The sequence below is a fragment of the Burkholderia sp. AcTa6-5 genome, assembly GCF_017815075.1.
Lineage (GTDB): Bacteria > Pseudomonadota > Gammaproteobacteria > Burkholderiales > Burkholderiaceae > Burkholderia > Burkholderia sola.
On the sequence record NZ_JAGIQE010000031.1, the window covers coordinates 1 to 17,819 of the forward strand.

17 protein-coding genes are annotated in these 17,819 nt (G+C 68.6%); 10 read left to right on the plus strand and 7 right to left on the minus strand.

From position 1 onward, the window contains the following. On the plus strand, positions 1-270 hold a 270-nt coding region (locus J8I33_RS29695), incomplete at its 5' end, for a 4Fe-4S dicluster domain-containing protein (RefSeq protein WP_185727955.1). 138 nt (positions 271-408) lie between these two features. Here J8I33_RS29695 and aroC read toward each other — a convergent pair. The 3 genes from aroC to J8I33_RS29710 all read right to left on the minus strand — a co-directional run bounded on the left by aroC (position 409) and on the right by J8I33_RS29710 (position 4,330). Further along, on the minus strand, positions 409-1,509 hold the full coding sequence (gene aroC, locus J8I33_RS29700; protein WP_050018168.1) for a chorismate synthase: 1,101 nt from the start codon (positions 1,507-1,509) through the stop codon (positions 409-411). A 291-nt stretch (positions 1,510-1,800) separates the two neighbouring features. After that, positions 1,801-3,735 carry an MFS transporter gene (locus tag J8I33_RS29705; protein ID WP_124557257.1) on the minus strand — a complete coding sequence of 645 codons (1,935 nt, stop codon included), beginning with the start codon at positions 3,733-3,735 and terminating at the stop codon, positions 1,801-1,803. 139 nt (positions 3,736-3,874) lie between these two features. Next, a complete protein-coding gene (locus tag J8I33_RS29710; RefSeq protein ID WP_006488504.1) occupies positions 3,875-4,330 on the minus strand; it encodes a CBS domain-containing protein in 456 nt (151 codons plus the stop codon). A 160-nt stretch (positions 4,331-4,490) separates the two neighbouring features. On the opposite strand from J8I33_RS29710, the gene J8I33_RS29715 reads away from it, so the two are divergent. Further along, positions 4,491-4,808 (plus strand): Mpo1-like protein, encoded by a 318-nt coding sequence (locus tag J8I33_RS29715; protein ID WP_050018170.1) that lies wholly within the window; start codon positions 4,491-4,493, stop codon positions 4,806-4,808. Between the two features lie 14 nt (positions 4,809-4,822). Here J8I33_RS29715 and J8I33_RS29720 read toward each other — a convergent pair whose 3' ends face one another. Further along, positions 4,823-6,151 carry a YihY family inner membrane protein gene (locus J8I33_RS29720; protein ID WP_209939629.1) on the minus strand — a complete coding sequence of 443 codons (1,329 nt, stop codon included), beginning with the start codon at positions 6,149-6,151 and terminating at the stop codon, positions 4,823-4,825. 145 nt (positions 6,152-6,296) lie between these two features. Here J8I33_RS29720 and wrbA point away from each other — a divergent pair, with 145 nt between their 5' ends. Genes wrbA through J8I33_RS29740 form a run of 4 tightly spaced genes read left to right on the plus strand, consistent with a single transcriptional unit; the run spans position 6,297 to position 9,602 of the window. Continuing rightward, complete coding sequence (wrbA, locus tag J8I33_RS29725; protein ID WP_050018172.1) at positions 6,297-6,917, plus strand: NAD(P)H:quinone oxidoreductase; 621 nt, start codon at positions 6,297-6,299, stop codon at positions 6,915-6,917. Beyond that, entirely contained in the window at positions 6,914-7,306 is a 393-nt protein-coding gene (locus tag J8I33_RS29730; RefSeq protein WP_050018173.1) for a DUF2069 domain-containing protein, read from the plus strand. Before wrbA ends, J8I33_RS29730 begins: the two co-directional genes overlap by 4 nt. Positions 7,307-7,324: 18 nt before the next feature. Continuing rightward, positions 7,325-8,746 carry an FAD-binding oxidoreductase gene (locus tag J8I33_RS29735; RefSeq protein WP_050018174.1) on the plus strand — a complete coding sequence of 474 codons (1,422 nt, stop codon included), beginning with the start codon at positions 7,325-7,327 and terminating at the stop codon, positions 8,744-8,746. 25 nt (positions 8,747-8,771) lie between these two features. Beyond that, complete coding sequence (locus tag J8I33_RS29740) at positions 8,772-9,602, plus strand: metallophosphoesterase (RefSeq protein ID WP_089488376.1); 831 nt, start codon at positions 8,772-8,774, stop codon at positions 9,600-9,602. A gap of 61 nt (positions 9,603-9,663) precedes the next feature. Here the strand turns inward: J8I33_RS29740 and J8I33_RS29745 are convergent, their stop codons facing one another. Together J8I33_RS29745 and J8I33_RS29750 are read right to left on the minus strand one after the other, a co-directional pair. Then, on the minus strand, positions 9,664-9,816 hold the full coding sequence (locus tag J8I33_RS29745) for a hypothetical protein (protein ID WP_162838134.1): 153 nt from the start codon (positions 9,814-9,816) through the stop codon (positions 9,664-9,666). Between the two features lie 117 nt (positions 9,817-9,933). Further along, positions 9,934-10,875 (minus strand): LysR family transcriptional regulator, encoded by a 942-nt coding sequence (locus J8I33_RS29750; RefSeq protein ID WP_124557261.1) that lies wholly within the window; start codon positions 10,873-10,875, stop codon positions 9,934-9,936. A gap of 157 nt (positions 10,876-11,032) precedes the next feature. Between J8I33_RS29750 and J8I33_RS29755 the strand changes: the two genes are divergently transcribed. From J8I33_RS29755 to J8I33_RS29770, 4 genes are read left to right on the plus strand one after another with little or no spacing between them, the layout of a single operon-like run. Then, entirely contained in the window at positions 11,033-12,622 is a 1,590-nt protein-coding gene (locus J8I33_RS29755) for an efflux transporter outer membrane subunit (protein ID WP_209939630.1), read from the plus strand. A 14-nt stretch (positions 12,623-12,636) separates the two neighbouring features. After that, on the plus strand, positions 12,637-14,841 hold the full coding sequence (locus J8I33_RS29760) for an FUSC family protein (RefSeq protein ID WP_209939631.1): 2,205 nt from the start codon (positions 12,637-12,639) through the stop codon (positions 14,839-14,841). Then, positions 14,838-15,041, plus strand: a complete 204-nt coding sequence (locus tag J8I33_RS29765; protein ID WP_006476212.1) for a DUF1656 domain-containing protein — start codon at positions 14,838-14,840, stop codon at positions 15,039-15,041. Before J8I33_RS29760 ends, J8I33_RS29765 begins: the two co-directional genes overlap by 4 nt. A 12-nt stretch (positions 15,042-15,053) precedes the next feature. Next, complete coding sequence (locus J8I33_RS29770; protein WP_050018179.1) at positions 15,054-15,929, plus strand: HlyD family secretion protein; 876 nt, start codon at positions 15,054-15,056, stop codon at positions 15,927-15,929. Between the two features lie 21 nt (positions 15,930-15,950). Here the strand turns inward: J8I33_RS29770 and J8I33_RS29775 are convergent, their stop codons facing one another. After that, positions 15,951-17,624: a methyl-accepting chemotaxis protein gene (locus J8I33_RS29775; RefSeq protein WP_124557264.1), complete on the minus strand. Its 1,674-nt coding sequence runs from the start codon at positions 17,622-17,624 to the stop codon at positions 15,951-15,953. Positions 17,625-17,819 lie beyond the last annotated feature (195 nt).

The window sequence follows — 17,819 nt, forward strand, 5'->3', positions numbered from 1 at the left end:
AACCACGAGGAGAACCAGCCGGCGCACCTGACGCTGAAGGATGCGAGCGTGCCGGTGAACGTGAACCTGCGCACGTACGCGGGGCCGGAGGCGCGCTTCTGCCCCGCGGCCGTGTACGAGTTCGTGAAGAACGACGACGGCAGCGACCGCCTGGTGATCAACGCGCAGAACTGCGTGCACTGCAAGACGTGCGACATCAAGGATCCGACGCAGAACATCGTGTGGGTCACGCCCGAAGGCGGCGGCGGGCCGAACTACCCGAACATGTAAGCTGCCGGAACGCGCCGCCGCGAGCGGCGCGTTTTTTGGTCACGGCACACCACCGCCGCAAACGAAACGGGGCGCTGCATCACGCAGCGCCCCGCTTGCATTCATCGTTCGACGGCCGACGCGACGCGCCCGCTTCTATCAGGTCGCGCTGCCCGCGATCTTCGGCGTGGCCGTCTCGACGTCGCCGCACTGTGCGCGGTGGCGCAGCGCATGGTCGATCAGCACCAGCGCGAGCATCGATTCGGCGATCGGCGTCGCGCGAATGCCGACGCACGGATCGTGGCGACCGAAGGTTTCCACCGTCGCCTCTTCGCCGGACTTCGTGATCGAGCGGCGCGGCGTGCGGATGCTCGACGTCGGCTTGATCGCGATCGACACGGTGATGTCCTGCCCCGTCGAAATACCGCCGAGCACGCCGCCCGCGTGGTTGCCGACGAAGCCGGCCGGCGTCAGTTCGTCGCCGTGCACCGAGCCGCGCTGCGCGACGCTGTCGAAGCCCGCGCCGATCTCGACGCCCTTCACCGCGTTGATGCTCATCATCGCCTTCGCGATATCGGCATCGAGACGGTCGAATACCGGCTCGCCCCAGCCGACCGGCACGCCGGACGCGACGACGTCGATGCGCGCGCCGATCGAATCGCCGTCCTTGCGCAACGCATCCATGTACGCCTCGAGCTCCGGCACGACCGCCGCGTTCGGCGAGAAGAACGGGTTCTCGTGCACGTACGACCAGTCGACGAACGGCACGTCGATGTCGCCGAGGCCGCTCATGTAGCCGCGCACCTCGACCCCGAAGCGCTCGCGCAGCCACTTCTTCGCGACCGCGCCCGCGCCGACGATCGGCGCGGTCAGGCGTGCGGACGAGCGGCCGCCGCCGCGGTAGTCGCGGATGCCGTATTTCTGCCAATAGGTGTAGTCGGCGTGACCGGGACGGAACGTCTCGACGATGTTGCCGTAGTCCTTGCTGCGCTGGTCGGTATTGCGGATCAGCAGCGCGATCGGCGTGCCGGTCGTCACGCCTTCGAACACGCCCGACAGGATCTCGACCTCGTCGGCCTCCTGTCGTTGCGTCACGTGCCGCGACGTGCCGGGCTTGCGGCGATCGAGCTCGACCTGGATGTCGGCTTCGGTCAGCCCCATCCCCGGCGGGCAGCCGTCGATCACGCAGCCGATCGCGGGACCGTGCGATTCGCCGAAGGTCGTGACAGTGAAAAGCGTGCCGAGGGTATTGCCGGACATGATGGAACCGCCCAAAGAGAAATGGTCAAACCGATGCGCTGCCGGCGCCGCAGGCAGGTCGATCGTTTGCCGGTCGAGAAAGAGGTAAACCGCTATTATGCCAGCCGTCCCGGGCCCGCGGGCCGGGTGAACCGTTCAGACCACACGGGCCGGCCGCGGATAAGGGCGGATGCGAGGCAGGTGTGGCGATCGCAGGCCCTCGGCGTTGCGCTCGGGACCCGCCGAACCGGGCCGCCATCCCGGCCCGGTGCGCGGATCGATCGTCCCGCGCCGGACCCGACGCCCGCCCGCCTACTTCCGCGCGCCGCGCAGCTCGGTCACCGCGACCTGCAGCGCCTCGGGCGTCGCCACCGACGCCGGAATCGGCTCGCCGACCGCCAGCGTCAGCCGGCTCATCACGCCGCGCTTGATGGGGCGCGGCATCCGCGCATCGGTATGCCGCGAAAAATAGCTGCCCCACAGCCCGCGCAGCGCCATCGGGATCACCGGCGCCGGCGTGCGGTTCAGGATCTCGGTGATGCCGTGATGGAACGGGTTGATGTCGCCGGTCTTCGTCAGCTTGCCCTCGGGGAAGATGCACACGAGTTCGCCGTCCTTCAGCGCGGCCTCGCACAGGTCGTACGCCCGCGCGAGCATCGCGGGATCCTCGTGGCGCGGCGCGATCGGAATCGCCTTCGCATGCCGGAATACCCAGCTCGCGAAACGCGTCTTGAAGATCCGGTGATCCATCACGAAACGGATCGGACGCGGGCTCGCGGCGGCCAGCACGAGCGCATCGACGTAGCTGACGTGATTGCACACGAGCACCGCCGCCCCTTCCGCCGGGATTCGCTCCGCGTGCACGAGGCGGATCCGGTAGAACGTATGCACGAGCACCCACGCGACGAAGCGCAGCAGGAACTCGGGCACGAGCAGGTAGATATACGTCGCGACCACGACGTTCAACAGCGCGGTGACCAGGAACAGCCCCGGGATGTCGACGCCGGCCTTGGTCAACCCCATCGCCATCACGGCCGACAGGATCATGAACAGCGCGTTCAGGATGTTGTTCGCGGCGATGATCCGCGCGCGGTGCGTCGGCGCGCTGCGGCTCTGGATCAGCGCATACAGCGGCACGCTGTAGAAGCCGCCGAACATCGCGAGCAGGAACAGGTCGGCCAGGATGCGCCAGTGGCGCGCGCCGCCGAGGAATTCGCCGACCGACAGCAGATGGCCGGGCGACGGCAGCGCGTGGCTTGCGAAATACAGCTCGATCGCAAACACGCTGATGCCGATCGAGCCCAGCGGCACGAGGCCGATCTCGACGCGCCGCTGCGACAGCCGCTCGCACAGCAGCGAACCGAGGCCGATGCCGACCGAGAACGTCGCGAGCAGGACCGTGACGACGTCGGGGCTCGCGGACAGCACGTCCTTCGCGAAATTGAAGAACGACGTGAGGAACGTCGCGCCGACAAACCACAGCCACGAGATGCCGAGCAGGCTCAGGAACACCGTGCGGTTCTGCCGCGCGAGCTTGAGGTTGCGCCAGGTCTCGCTGACCGGGTTCCAGTTGATCACGAGATCGGGCTGCGGCGCGGGCGTCGACGGCACGCGCTGCGCGACGAGCCGCCCGGCCAGCGCGATGACGACGACGCTCACCGCGAGCACGCGCTCGCCGCTGCCTTCGATGCCGGCCGCCGCGCCGCCGATGATCGTGCCGATCAGGATCGCGATGAACGTGCCCATCTCGACGAGCCCGTTGCCGCCGACCAGTTCATGTTCGCCGAGATGCTGCGGCAGGTACGAATACTTGACGGGCCCGAACAGCGTCGAATGCATCCCCATCATGAACGTGCACAGATACAGCAGCGTCGCGCTGTGCGTGACGAAGCCGGCCGCGCCAACCAGCATCAGCACGATCTCGAACGATTTCACGAAGCGCGTGAGGGTCGCCTTGTCGTATTTGTCGGCGATCTGGCCCGAGGTGGCCGAGAACAGCACGAACGGCAAGATGAAGATCGCGGAAATCAGGAACGCGGCCGTTTTCGCATCGACGCCGGAGAACCGCGCGGTGTGATACGTGACGAGCGACGTGAAGCCGATCTTGAAGACGTTGTCGTTCAGCGCGCCGAGGAACTGGGTCGTGAAGAACGGCGCGAAGCGGCGCTCGCGCAGCAGGTCGAACTGCGATGCGTGGGCGCGACGTTCGTCGCGCCGCCCCGATGTGGCTTGCGTGTGATCGCTCATGCGGAATACGCGCGCATCGTCTGGGCGATGCTGCGCGGGCCTCGTGTTGTCGTTGAAAAAACGGCGGCGCAGGACATGCCTGCGCCGCCGCGTGCCGGATGGCGGCGCCCATGCATCGACGTGCCGGGCGCGGCGCGATTCACGGCTTGTGCGCTTCGGCTTCCGATTCCGGCCAGTCGCGAATGTACGCCTTCAGCATCCGGTTCTCGAAGCTCTGCGCCTCGACGACCGTCTTCGCGACGTCGTAGAACGAAATGACGCCCATCAGCACCTTCTTGTCGAGCACGGGCATGTAGCGTGCGTGACGCTCGAGCATCATCCGGCGCACTTCGTTGACGTCCGTTTCCGGCGTGCACGTGAGCGGCTCGTCCATCACCTTGCGCACCTGCACGTCGCCGATCGCGCCGCCGTTCACGTGCAGGCGCAGGATGATCTCGCGAAACGTCAGCATCCCGACGAGATCGCCGTACTCCATCACGACGAGCGAACCGATGTCGTGCTCGGCCATCGTATCGACCGCTTCGCGCAGCGGCTTATCGGGCGTCACCGTAAACAGCGTGTTGCCCTTCACTTTCAGAATATCGCTGACGCGCATCGTAGTCCCCTCATGCTTGAATGCAAAATCTCTTTCGATCCTATCGGAAAGCCTGTCAAAAGGAAAGCACGGGCCGGCGCGGCGGGCCGCCGCCGCCGCTTGCGGACGCGGCCCGCCGGCCGCACAATGACCTCATGAACAGCGGCCCGAGGAGACGGCCATGGCGCATACGCATACGGAACAATTCGCCCGCTTCGCTGATTTCTACCCGTATTACCTGAACGAGCACCAGAACCTGACGTCGCGGCGGCTGCACTTCATCGGCTCGCTCGGCGTGATCGGCTGCGTCGCGATGGCGGTCGCGACCGGCCACTGGCTGTGGCTGCCGGCGGCAATCGTCTGCGGCTACGGGTTCGCGTGGGTCGGCCACTTCTTCTTCGAGAAGAACCGTCCGGCGACGTTCCGGCACCCGATCTACAGCCTGATGGGCGACTGGGTGATGTTCAAGGATATCTGTACCGGCAAGATCCCGCTGTAGCCGCCGGCCCGCCTTCAGGCCGGCCGCGGCGGCCGCGCGTGCGGGTCGGCCGCGCCCGGCGTCGGCCCGGCGCTCGCGGCCGGCTGCCCGCCCGCGAGCCGGTGCGCGGCGATCAACGACGCGAGCGTCACGTCGAACCGGTCGCTCGACAGCACCTCGAGCAGCGCCGCGCCTTCGACGTGGCTGCGGCGCCGCTCGAGCTGGTACGTCAACTCGGTACGATCGATCACCAGCACGTCGAACAGTTGGGCGAGCGTCAGCTGCTCCGGGTTCGCGAGCAGGATATAGCGCGGCGTGGCCTCTTCGCCGCCGTCGAGCCGCGCGACCCATTCCCGCTCCTCCATCGTCGTCAGCAGCCGCTGCGCGGTTTCCATGTCGCAGCGCAGCATCGTCGCGAGCCGCAGCGCCGTGTAGCCGCGCTTGCCGGCCGCGCGCGCTTCGGCCAGCCGCGCGAGCAGTTCGAGCGCGTCGAGCAGGTCGCTGCCCGGGTAGTGGATCCGGTGAAACTGGCCGACGCGAATCGCCGGCAGCGCCGACGCGACCATCGCGCCGAGCAGCGCGATGAACCAGCTCAGATACACCCACAGCAGGAACACCGGCAGCGCCGCGAACGCGCCATAGACGGCCGTATAGGTCGGAATGCGCCGGACGTAGTAGCCGAAGCCGCGCTTCGCGAGTTCGAACGCGATGGCCGCAAACAGCCCGCCAATCACCGCGTCGCGCCAGGCGACCGCGCAGTTCGGCAGGTACACGTACAGCAGCGTGAACGCGAGCACCGTCAACGGCAGCGACGCAAGTGCGAGCAGCCACTCGACGATCGACGTCGACGCCCCCGCGCCGGTGAACGCGAGCGATTGCGTGAACAGGTACGACGAAATCGACAGGCTCACGCCGAACAGCAACGGCCCGAGCGTGATCAGCGCCCAGTACGCGAGCACGCGCTGCGCGAACGGCCGCGGCTTGCGCACGCGCCAGATCAGGTTGAACGCCGATTCGATCGTCATCATGGTCATCACCGACGTGACGACGAGCACGATCAGCCCGGCCGTCGTCAGCCCCTTGGCCTTCGACGCGAACTGGTTCAGGTACTTGAAGATCTGGATGTTGAACTGCGCGGGCATCAGGTGATCCGCGAGGAACCCCTGCAGCGAGATCTGGAACGACGCGAACATCGGGAACGCTGTGAACAGCGCGAACGCGACCGTCAGCAGCGGCACGAGCGCCAGCATCGTCGTGAAGGTCAGGCTCCCCGCCACCTGCGGGATGCGATCCTCGGCGCTGCGCCGGGCCGCGAACTGCGCGAGGCGCTTGATGGTGTCGAGATCGACGCTCAACTTCGGCAAACGGCTTCTCCTTCTCGAAACTGCGCGCGTCACGGCGCGCCGCCGCCGCGCTGCGCGACGGCTTCAGCCCCTATAATAGCCGCTCGATTCCAGCAGGGGCCGACTGCACCGGGCACGCGCGCGGCCGCACGCGGCTCCGTCGCCCATGAAAGACATTCTCGTCCTCTATTACAGCCGTCACGGTGCCACGCGCGATCTCGCGCTCGCGATCGCGAACGGCATCGACAGCGTGCCGGGCATGCAGGCCCGCATCCGCACCGTGCCGCCCGTGTCGGCCGTCTGCGAAGCCACCGCCCCCGACATCCCGGCCGACGGCCCGCCGTACGCGGAGCTGCGCGACCTCGAGGAATGCGCGGGCCTCGCGCTCGGCTCGCCCACCCGCTTCGGCAACATGGCCGCGTCGCTCAAGTATTTCCTCGACGGCACGACGCCGCAATGGCTGTCGGGCGCACTGACCGGCAAGCCCGCGAGCGTGTTCACGTCGACGGGCAGCCTGCACGGCGGCCAGGAGTCGACGCTGCTGTCGATGATGCTGCCGCTGCTGCATCACGGGATGATGATCGTCGGGATCCCGTACACCGAATCCGCCCTCAGCACGACGCGTACCGGCGGCACGCCGTACGGCGCGTCGCACGTCGCGCAGCACGACCGCGCGGCGCCCGGCGGGCTGTCGGCGGACGAGAAGGCGCTTGCCGCCGCGCTCGGCGTACGGCTCGCGCGCGCCGCCGCGGCCCTTTCCGCTGCGCAGGCCGCCGAAGCCGCATGACCGCCCCCGCCCGCCCCGCCGTCGCGGCCCGGCCGCGCTACGCGCTCGCCGCCGCCGCGTGTCTCGTCGCGCTGATCGCGCTGTCGCTCGCATGGGAGCTGTGGCTCGCGCCGCTGCGCCCCGGCGGCTCCGCGCTGATGCTCAAGGCCGTGCCGCTCGCGCTCGCGCTGCCCGGCGTCTGGCGGCGTAACATCTATACGATGCAGTGGGCGAGCATGCTGATCCTCGTCTATCTGGCCGAAGGCATCGTGCGCGGCATGTCCGATCGCGGGCTGTCCGCGACGCTCGGCTGGTGCGAGACCCTGCTTGCCGTCGGCTTCTTCGTGGCGGCGCTGGCCTACGTCGCGCCGTTCAAGCGCGCGGCGAAAAAACCGCGCGCCGCGTCCTGACCCTTACGCGACAAGGTGATGATGTCCTCCGAAGCTTTCGTTTCCGCATGCCGCGACGCGATCGGCGCCGACCACGTGCTGACCGATCCGCACGATACCGAACCGTTCCTGACCGACTGGCGCCGCCGCTACAAGGGCGCCGCGTGCGCGGTGCTGAGGCCCGCGAACACGGCCGAAGTCGCCGCGCTCGTGAAGCTCGCCAACGCGCACGGCGTCGCGCTCGTGCCGCAGGGCGGCAACACGGGGCTCGCCGGCGGCGCGACGCCCGACGCGAGCGGCAGCCAGGCCGTGCTGAGCGTCGCGCGCCTGAACCGCGTGCGCGCGCTCGATCCGCACAACAATACGATTACCGTCGAAGCCGGCGTGATCCTCGCCGACGTGCAGGCGCGCGCCCGCGAAGGCGGCCGGCTGTTCGCGCTGAGCCTCGCGGCGGAAGGCAGCTGCACGATCGGCGGCAACCTGTCGACCAATGCGGGCGGCACCGCAGTGCTGCGCTACGGCAACGCGCGCGAGCTGTGCCTTGGGCTCGAGGTCGTGACGCCGCAGGGCGAGATCTGGGACGGGCTGCGCGGCCTGCGCAAGGACAACACCGGCTACGACCTGCGCGACCTGTTCATCGGCGCCGAAGGCACGCTCGGGATCATCACCGCGGCCGTGATGAAGCTGCATCCGCTGCCGGCCGCGCAGGTCACCGCGCTGGCCGCGCTCGAATCGCCGCACGCGGCGCTCGATTTCCTCGCGCTCGCGCAGCGCGCGGCCGGGCCGCTGTTGACCGGCTTCGAGCTGATGTCGGATTTCTGCATGCAGCTGGTCGGCAAGCACTATCCGCAACTGCGCTACCCGTTCGCGCAGACGCATGCGCAAACGGTGCTGCTGGAGCTGTCCGACAACGAAAGCGAAGCGCATGCGCGCGCGCTGTTCGAAAAGCTGATGGAAGAAGCGTTCGAGGCCGGGCTCGTGGTCGACGCGGTGGTCGCGGAGAACCTCGCGCAGTCGCGTGCGTTCTGGGACTTGCGCGAGCACATCCCGCTCGCGCAGGCGGACGAAGGGCTCAACATCAAGCACGACATCGCGGTGCCGATCTCGTCGATCGCCCGTTTCATCGACGAGACCGACGCGGCGATCCAGCAGGCCGCGCCGGGCGCGCGCATGGTCACGTTCGGCCACCTCGGCGACGGCAACCTGCACTACAACGTGCAGATGCCCGAAGGCGGCGATCCGAAGGCGTTCCTCGCAGCGTTCCAGGCGCCGATCAACCGGATCGTCTACGACAACGTGCACCGTCACCACGGCACCATCAGCGCGGAGCACGGCATCGGCCAGTTGAAGATCGACGACGCGCAGCGCTACAAGTCGCCGGTCGAAACGACGCTGATGCGCACGCTGAAGACCGCGCTCGACCCGCGCGGCCTGATGAATCCCGGCAAGGTCCTGCGCTGAAGCCGCCCACTCAGGAGCCACGCCCGTGAAAGTCCGCGTCCTGTCCGACCTGCATCTCGAAAACAACCTACCCGACGCGATCCCGCATGCCGACGCGGATCTCGTCGTGCTGGCCGGCGACATCCACAATCACGCGGAAGGTCTGCGCTGGGCCGCCGAGACGTTCGACCCGGCGGTGCCGGTGATCTACGTGCCCGGCAACCACGAGTATTACGACGGGGAATTCGGCGCGCTGGAATCGTCAATGCGCGACGCGGCGCATGCGCTCGACAACGTGCATTACCTGAACAACGGTGTCTACGTCGATCCCGCCCAACGCTTCCGCGTGCTGGGCACGACGCTGTGGGCCGATTTTTCGCTGTTCGGCCGGGACGAAGCCAGCGTCGCGCGCGCGACCGACGCCGGGCTGCGCGTGATGCTCGATTTCAAGGGATTGATCCAGGTGACCTGGCCGCACGACGCGGCGGTGCATACGACAGCCGCGGCGCCGGAACGGGATTTCGCGCCGGCCGACGCGATCGCGCTGCACCGGCGAGGCCGCGCATGGCTGGAAGCGCAGCTGGCCGCGCCGTTCGCGGGCAGGACGATCGTCGTCACCCATCATGCGCCGCACCGGCGCTCGCTGGCGGAACGCTATGCGAAAGATCTGGCTTCCGCGGGGTTCGTCACGGACATGGCGGAACTGGTGCGGCCGCCGGTGGATCTGTGGCTGCACGGCCACACGCATACGTCATTCGACTACGTTGCGGACGGCGGCACGCGCGTGGTGTGCAATCCGCGCGGCTACTTTCACCGGCGCACCGGCGAATGGGAAAACCCCGCGTTCGCGTGGGACAAGGTCGTCGAGCTCGGCTGAGCGCCGGCCCGGGCGGCCGCGTCGCACGGCCTTCCCGACCTGAAGCGTGACGCCCGCGAGATCAGCGGCCGGGGCGGCGCGGCTCGCGCACGCGGACCGGCACGGGCTTGAGCTGCGCCTTCGCCTTCATCGCACGCAGCAGGTCGCGGGTCGCCGCCGCGGCGGCAGCCGCGCCCAGCAGGACGCCAAGGCCGATCATCAGGTGCGTATCCATCGCTACTCCGGTGTGGTGTATCTCGTTAATTCCAACAGTATCAAACTGTCTGACACACGTTCGTAAAAAAATGTTGCGTGAAGGACAAATCTCGTCAGATCGCGGTCGAGCGCGCGGTCATGTCGCACGCGTGAACTGTTCGAGCGCGGCTTCGTCGGCTTGGAGCGTGAGCGGCACCTCTTCGCGCAGGAAATCGACCCAGGTCCGGATTTTCGCGTCGAGGTACTGACGCGACGGATACAGCGCGTAGATGTTCATCACGTGCGAGCGGTACTCGGGCATCACGCGCACGATGTGCCCGCTGCGCAGCCAGCCGATCGCCGAATAGAGCGGCAGGCCGCCGATGCCCATCCCCTCCCGCACGGCCACCGCGAGCGCCTCGGCGACGTTCACGCGGAACGGCGGCGCCGTGATCGGCACGACCTCGTCGCCGTTCGGCCCCGCCAGCGCCCATTCGTCGAAGTGAAAGCCCGGCGCGACCATCCCGAGGCACACGTGCTGCGCGAGATCGGCCGGCCGCTGCGGCAAGCCGTGCGACTCGATATAGCCGGGCGACGCGCACACGACGCTGTAGCTCTCGCCGAGCCGTTGCGACACGAGCCCCGAATCCGGCAGATCGCGGCCGACGACGATCGCGACGTCGTAGCCCTCGTCGAGCAGGTCGGGCATCCGCTGCGCAAGCGTCAGCTCGACGTGCACGTCCGGATAGCGCTCGCGGTAGCGCGCGATGGCCGGCACCAGGTAGTGCTGGCCGAGGCTCGTGAAGCAATGGACCTTCAGCTTGCCGGACGGGCGCGCATGCGCGTCGCCGGCCTCGGCTTCGGCCTGGTCGACATAGGCGAGGATCTGTTCGCAGCGTTGCAGATAGCGCTCGCCGGCTTCGGTCAGCGCGATCCGGCGCGTCGTGCGGTTCAGGAGGCGCGTGCGCAGGTGGGCCTCGAGATCCGAGACCGCGCGCGATGCGTAGGCGGTGGTCGAATTCATCTGCTGGGCGGCGGCGGTAAAGCTTCCCGCGTCCACCACGCGGACGAATACCCGCATGTTTTGTAACGTATCCATCCGATTACCCGTGTGAATCCGCAAGGATTGTTGCACAGGGTCCAACAAATATTATCTCAGGATTCGTAAAAATGACTTGCACCGTTGTCCGTTTATTCAGGAATCGCTGAAAAATATAATCGCCTCCGACTCATCTATATCCGAAAGGGAGAAAATCGTGCAGTCTCCGGCGACAAAAGGGACGCTCGCACTGGCGGTTCTTGCAGTCTCATTAATAATGGCCGGTTGCGCGAGCATGGGCGACAACAAAACCCAGTCCACTCGCATCGAAGCGAACGCGCTCGACGCCGGCGCGGCCATCCGCGCGGCCGACCGCGACGCGGGCTGGCCCGCCGCCGACTGGTGGCGCGCGTACCGCGATCCGCAGCTCGATGCGTGGATCGCCGCCGCCCAGGCCGGCAACCCGACCCTCGCGGCGGCCGAGGCCCGCGTGCGGGAAGCGCAGGCGATGGCGCGCGTCGCCCGTTCGGCCGAGCTGCCGCAGATCAACGGCAACCTGTCGCTGATGCGTCAGCACTGGCCGGACAACGTGTACTACGGCCCGGGGCCGCTCGCCGATACCGACACCTGGAACAACACCGGCACGCTCGGCCTGTCGTATCACCTCGATCTGTGGGGCAAGGACAAGAACGCAACCGAGCGTGCGCTCGACACCGCGCATGCGACCGCCGCCGACGCGCGGGCGGCAAAGCTCGAACTCGAAGTCAACGTCGTGCGCGCGTATGTCGGCATGTCGATGAATTACGCGCTGCTCGACCTCGCGCACGAAACGTACGAACGCCAGCGCTCGCTCGCCGATCTCGCGCGCAAGCGGCTGCAGGCCGGCCTCGGCACGCAGCTCGACGTAAGCCAGGCGGAATCGACGCTGCCCGACTACGAGCGCCAGATCGACAGCTATGAGGAAGCGATCCAGCTCGCGCGCCACCAGCTCGCCGCACTGGCCGGCAAGGGTCCCGGCGCCGGAGACGCGATCAAGCGGCCGCAGCTGGCGCTCGATGCGCCGGCCGGCCTGCCGTCGGCCATGCCGGCCGACCTGCTCGGCCGCCGCCCGGACGTCGTCGCGGCGCGCTGGACGGTCGACGCGCAGGCGCGCGGCATCGACGTCGCGAAGGCGTCGTTCTACCCGAACATCGACCTGCTCGCGACGGTCGGCGGCTTCGGCGTGACCGCGCCGTTCACCGACTTCCTGCGCGCGATGAACGGCGGCTGGACGGCCGGTCCCGCGCTGTCGCTGCCGATCTTCGAAGGCGGCCGGCTGCGTGCACAGCTCGGCGCCGCGAATGCCGGCTACGATCAGGCGGTCGAGCGCTACAACCAGACGATCGTCGGCGCGCTCAAGGACATCGCCGACCAGGTCGTGCGGATCCGCTCGCTCGATACGCAGAAGAAGGACGCCGCGCGGTCGGTGGCGGCCAACAATCGCAGCTATCAACTGTCCCGCGAAGGCTTCCGCCGCGGGCTGACCGATTACGTGAACGTGCTGGTCGCGCAACAGCAACTGCTGCGTGCGCAGGAGACGGCCGCCCGCATCGACGCGGAACGCCTCGCCGCACACGCGCAGCTGATGGCCGCGCTCGGCGGCGGGGTCGAGACGGGGACGGATGTCCGGGGCGGCCAACCGCCGAAGGATGAGGCCACCGTCGGTGTAGCCGCGCCAGCCGCCGCATCGGCCGCGAAGCCCGCTGCAGCCGCCGCCCGGCCCGCGCAGGTCGCAACCGCCGGCGGCGCCGCGCCGGCCGCACGGTAACGCGGAGCGCCGCCATGTCAGCTTCCTCCCCCGCTTCCCCGCGCGTCGACGGCCCGTTCGCGGCCTGGACCGACGCGTTCGGCGACTGGGCCCGCACCGACGGCGCCGCGTGGCTCTACCTGTTCAAGGCGCTGCTCGCCGCGTTCATCGCGACCGGCGTGTCGATGCGGCTCGACCTGCCCGCGCCGAAAACGGCGATGACGACCGTGTTCATCGTGATGCAGCCGCAAAGCGGCGCGGTGCTCGCGAAAAGCTTCTACCGGGTCGCCGGCACGATCTTCGGGCTGATCGCGACGCTCACCTTCGTCGGGCTGTTCCCGCAGCAGCCGCAACTGTTCCTGCTGGCGGTCGCGCTGTGGGTCGCGCTGTGCACGGCCGGCGCCGCGCGCAACCGCAACTTCCGCAGCTACGGCTTCCTGCTGGCCGGCTACACGACCGCGCTGATCGGGCTGCCCGCGTCGCAGCACCCGGACGGCGCATTCATGAGCGCGATGACGCGCGTGGCCGAAATCATGGTCGGGATCGTGTCGGCCGGCGTGGTCAGCGCACTCGTGTTTCCGCGGACCACCGGCGAGCAGATGCGCACGACGGTGCGCAAGCGCTTCGGCAGCTTCGTCGACTACGTCGCGGCGGCGCTGTCGGGCAAGCTCGACCGCGCGCATATCGAAACCATCCATACGCGCTTCGTCGCCGACGTGGTCGGGTTCGAGGCCGCGCGCAGCATGGCCGTGTTCGAGGATCCGGACACGCGGATGCGCAGCGGCCGCCTCGCGCGGCTGAACAGCGAGTTCATGAGCGCGTCGAGCCGCTTCCATGCGCTGCACCAGTTGATGAACCGGCTGCATGCGGCCGGCGCGCAGGCCGCGATCGACGCGATCGAGCCGTACTTTCGCGAGATCGCGCCGCTGCTGCTGACGCCCGTCGGCGAACCGGTGCGCACGTCGGCCGATGCCGGCCACGCGGCCGCGCAACTGCTTGCGTGGCGCGACGCGCTGCCGCGCCGCATCCGCGCGACGCGCGCCGCGCTCGAGACGCAGCCGGACTTTCCGCTGCTCGACTTCGATACGGCCGCCGAACTGCTGTACCGCTTCATCACCGACCTGCACGAATACGCGGCCACCTACGCGTCGCTGTCGAGCGCGACGCACGAGCGCGAACGCTGGATCGAGCGCTACGAGCCGCGCACCAATGCGACGGCGATGGTGATCGCGGCGATCCGCACCGCGACCGTGATCCTCGTGCTCGGCTGGTTCTGGATCGAGACCGCGTGGCCGAGCGGCGTGACGATGACGCTGACGGCGGCGGCCACCTGCGCGCTCGCGTCGTCGACGCCGCGCCCGACAGCGATGTCCGCGCAGATGGGCATGGGTACCGCACTCGCGATCTGCACGGGCTTCCTGCTGACGTTCGGCATCTATCCGCACATCGACGGCTTCCCGCTGTTGTGCGTCGCGCTCGCGCCGTTGCTCGCGATCGGCATCTTCATGACGCTGAAGCCGAAGCTCGCCGGCTACGGGATGGGCTACCTGATCTTCTTCAGCTTCCTCGCCGGCCCGGACAACATCACGCACTACGATCCGACCAGCTTCATGAACGACTCGCTCGCGCTGGTGCTGGCGATGCTGGCGTCGGCGATCGCGTTCGCGGTGCTGTTCCCGCCGACCGCGCCGTGGCTCAAGAAGCGCCTCTTCGCGGACCTGCGCCACCAGGCCGTCGCGGCCGGTCACGCGCGGCTCGCGGGCCTGCGCACGCGCTTCGAAAGCGGCGCGCGCGACCTGATGTACCAGGCGCACACGCTGTCGGCCGACCAGCCGGACGTGCAGCGCGACGCGCTGCGCTGGATGTTCGCGGTGCTCGAAGCCGGCAACGCGACGATCGACCTGCGCCAGGAGCTCGCGACGCTGCCGTCCGACCCGCGCTATGCGAGCGCGATGCCGTGGCGGCGCGCGATCGAGACGATGCGCAGCGCGCTGTCGGCGCTGTTCTCGACGCCGAGCGCAGCACGTTTCGACGCAACGCTCGCCGCGACCAATGCGGCGATCGACGCGACCCGGCAGACGCTCGATGCGGTCGAGCCGTCGCGCGACGAGCGTCACCGGCTGCAGCGCATCCTGAGCCATCTGCATTTCGTGCGGACCGCGCTGCTCGACCCGGAATCGCCGCTCGAGCCGCTCAACCGCAACCGCCCCGTGCGTCCCCAACCAGGAGCCTCGTCATGATGCCGCGTGAAATCGCCATTCTCGATGCCTACATGCCGACGGTGGTGCTGATGTTCGTCCTCGGCGCGATCGCGACCTGGGCCGTCGACCGCCTGCTCGCCTATACGGGCCTCTATCGCCTTGTCTGGCACCCGTCGCTATTCCGGGCCTGCCTTCTCGTCTGCATTTGCGGCGGACTGAGTCTTGCCGTTTACCGTTGATTCCGAACCATCATGATGCTCAGAAAACTCTTCGGCTTCGTCGCGACCGCCGTCATCCTTCTCGTCGCGATCCTGATCGGGCGCTCGCTGTGGGTGCACTACATGGACGATCCGTGGACGCGCGACGGGCGCGTGCGCGCCGAAATCGTCAACGTCGCGCCGGACGTGTCGGGCGCGATCGTCGAGCTGCCCGTGCATGACAACCAGCTCGTGAAGAAAGGCGACCTGATCATGCAGATCGACCCGTCGCACTACCGGATCGCGGTCGAGCAGGCGCAGGCGGCGGTCGCTGCCCGTCGCGCGGAACTGCAGATGCGCCGCGACGACGCGGCCCGCCGCGCGGACCTCGATGCGCTCGTCGTGTCGAAGGAAAACCGCGAGAACGCGGCGCACAGCGCGTCGAGCGCCGATGCGCAGTACCAGCAGGCGATCGCCGCGCTCGACGCCGCGAAGCTCAACCTCGAACGCACGCGCGTCGTCGCGCCGGTCGACGGCTACATCACGAACCTTCAGACGTTCAAGGGCAACTATGCGGTGGCCGGCCAGGCGAAGCTCGCGATCGTCGACAGCCATTCGTTCTGGGTCTACGGCTACTTCGAGGAAACCAAGCTGCCGCGCGTGAAGATCGGCGCGCCGGCCGAAATGCGGCTGATGAGCGGCGGCGTGATGAAGGGCCATGTGGAAAGCATCTCGCGCGGCATCTACGATCGCGACAACCCGCAAAGCCGCGACCTCGTCGCGGACGTGAACCCGACCTTCAACTGGGTGCGCCTCGCGCAGCGCGTGCCGGTGCGCATCCGGATCGACGAAGTGCCGGCCGACGTGGTGCTGTCGGCGGGCACGACCTGCACGGTCATCATCGATCCGGACAAGCAGAAGAAGTCGTAAGCGCCGGGGCGCGCCGCACGCTCAGTGTGCGATGCGGAAACGCCCGACCAGCGCCTTCAGCGCCTGAGCCTGCTCGTCGAGCGCGTTCGCGGCAGCCGCCGCCTGTTCGACGAGCGCCGCGTTCTGCTGGGTGCCGGCATCCATCTGGGTGACCGCGCGGCCGATTTCGTCGATCCCCGCGCTCTGCTCGTCCGACGCCGCCGAAATCTCGCCGATGATGTCGGTCACGCGCTTGACCGCGCGCACCACGTCGCCCATCGTGCGGCCCGCGTCGTGCGCGAGCGCCGCGCCGTTGGCCACGCGCTCGACCGACGCGCCGATCAGCTCCCGGATCTCCTTGGCCGCGGTCGCCGAGCGCTGCGCGAGCAGCCGCACCTCGCCGGCGACCACCGAAAAACCGCGCCCCTGCTCGCCGGCGCGCGCGGCCTCGACCGCCGCGTTCAACGCGAGAATGTTGGTCTGGAAGGCGATCCCTTCGATCGTGCCGATGATGTCGCGGATGTTCTTCGCGCTGTCGTCGATCTCGCTCATCGTCGCGACCACGCGCCCGACGACCTCCCCGCCCGTCTCCGCCACCGCCGACGCATTGGCCGCGAGCGAGCTCGCCTGACGCGCATTCTCGGCGTTCTGCCGCACGGTCGACGTGAGCTGCTCCATGCTGGCCGCGGTGCGCTCGAGCGCGACGGCCTGCTGTTCGGTGCGGCGCGACAGGTCGAGGTTGCCGGTCGAGATTTCGCCGGACGCGGCCGCGATGGCCTCGGCGCTCACCGCGATCTCGCCGACGGTGGCCGCGAGCCCCGTCTGCATCTCGGCCAGCGCGCGCACCATGCTGCCGCGATCGTGCCGGCCGAGCGCGATCGGCCGCGTCAGGTCGCCGCGCGCGATGTCCGCGGCGATCTCCTTCGCGAGCGCGGGCTCGCCGCCGAGCTGCGACGCGAGACGCCGCACGACGCGCTCGGCGATCACGACGGCCAGCACGATCAATGCGGCCGTCATCGCGGCGATCATCGCGAACGACGACGAAAAAATGGTGGCGGACGCATCGAGCGTCGCCTTCGACTTCTCGCCGCGCGTCTTCACGAGTTCGGCGACGAGTTTTTCGAGCTTGCCGGTTTCGACCAGCAGCGACACGTCCTGCGTGCCGACCTGCCAGTTCATCTGCGACAGGTCGAGCGGCTGCGCGCGCACCAGCGTGACGAAATCGCGCAGATGCGTGCTCCACGTGCCGACCGCTGTCGAGAACGCGTGCAGCCGCGCCGAATCGCCGGCATCGGCCGGATCCGCATAGCGCTGCAGCGTGCCGAGCGCCTGGCCGATCGACGCGAGCCCGGCGCTGACGTCTGCGCCGAGTTCGTCGCGCTCCTTCGCGGTCGTCGCGGTCAGCAGCATCTTCTGCGCGCGGCTCGCGCGCAGCACCTCGGCGCGGACTTCCGCCGCCGCCCGGCTCGCGACGTGACCCTGTTCGTAGACCGACGCGATCGACGCGTTCAGCCGGCTGATCTGCCACAGCGAAAACACGCCGATCGCGAGCGTGCCCGCCAGCAGGATCGCGAATGCGGCGCGCAACGTCGCCTTGACGGTCCACGGCCGACGCTCGCGACGCGCCGCGCGCGCACGCCGTGCGACACGACCGGCGGCAACACCGGATGCGGCGGCCGCCGCACCGGGCTGTGGATGCAAAGATGCTGCTTTCATCGAACTATCCCCGTATGGATCACGCTGCCGGAAAGGTCGGTCCGGCGGTCCCGCGATGGCAGGCCATGCCGCGCGTCCGGCGCCCGCCCGGCGGGTAGCCGGGGCCAGGCGCGGCGCGCGTGTTGTCATTGGGTCGTTCTACGGCCGCCACCGCCGTTTCTTGAGTCCGGAAAAACACGCACCGGGCCCCGGCGC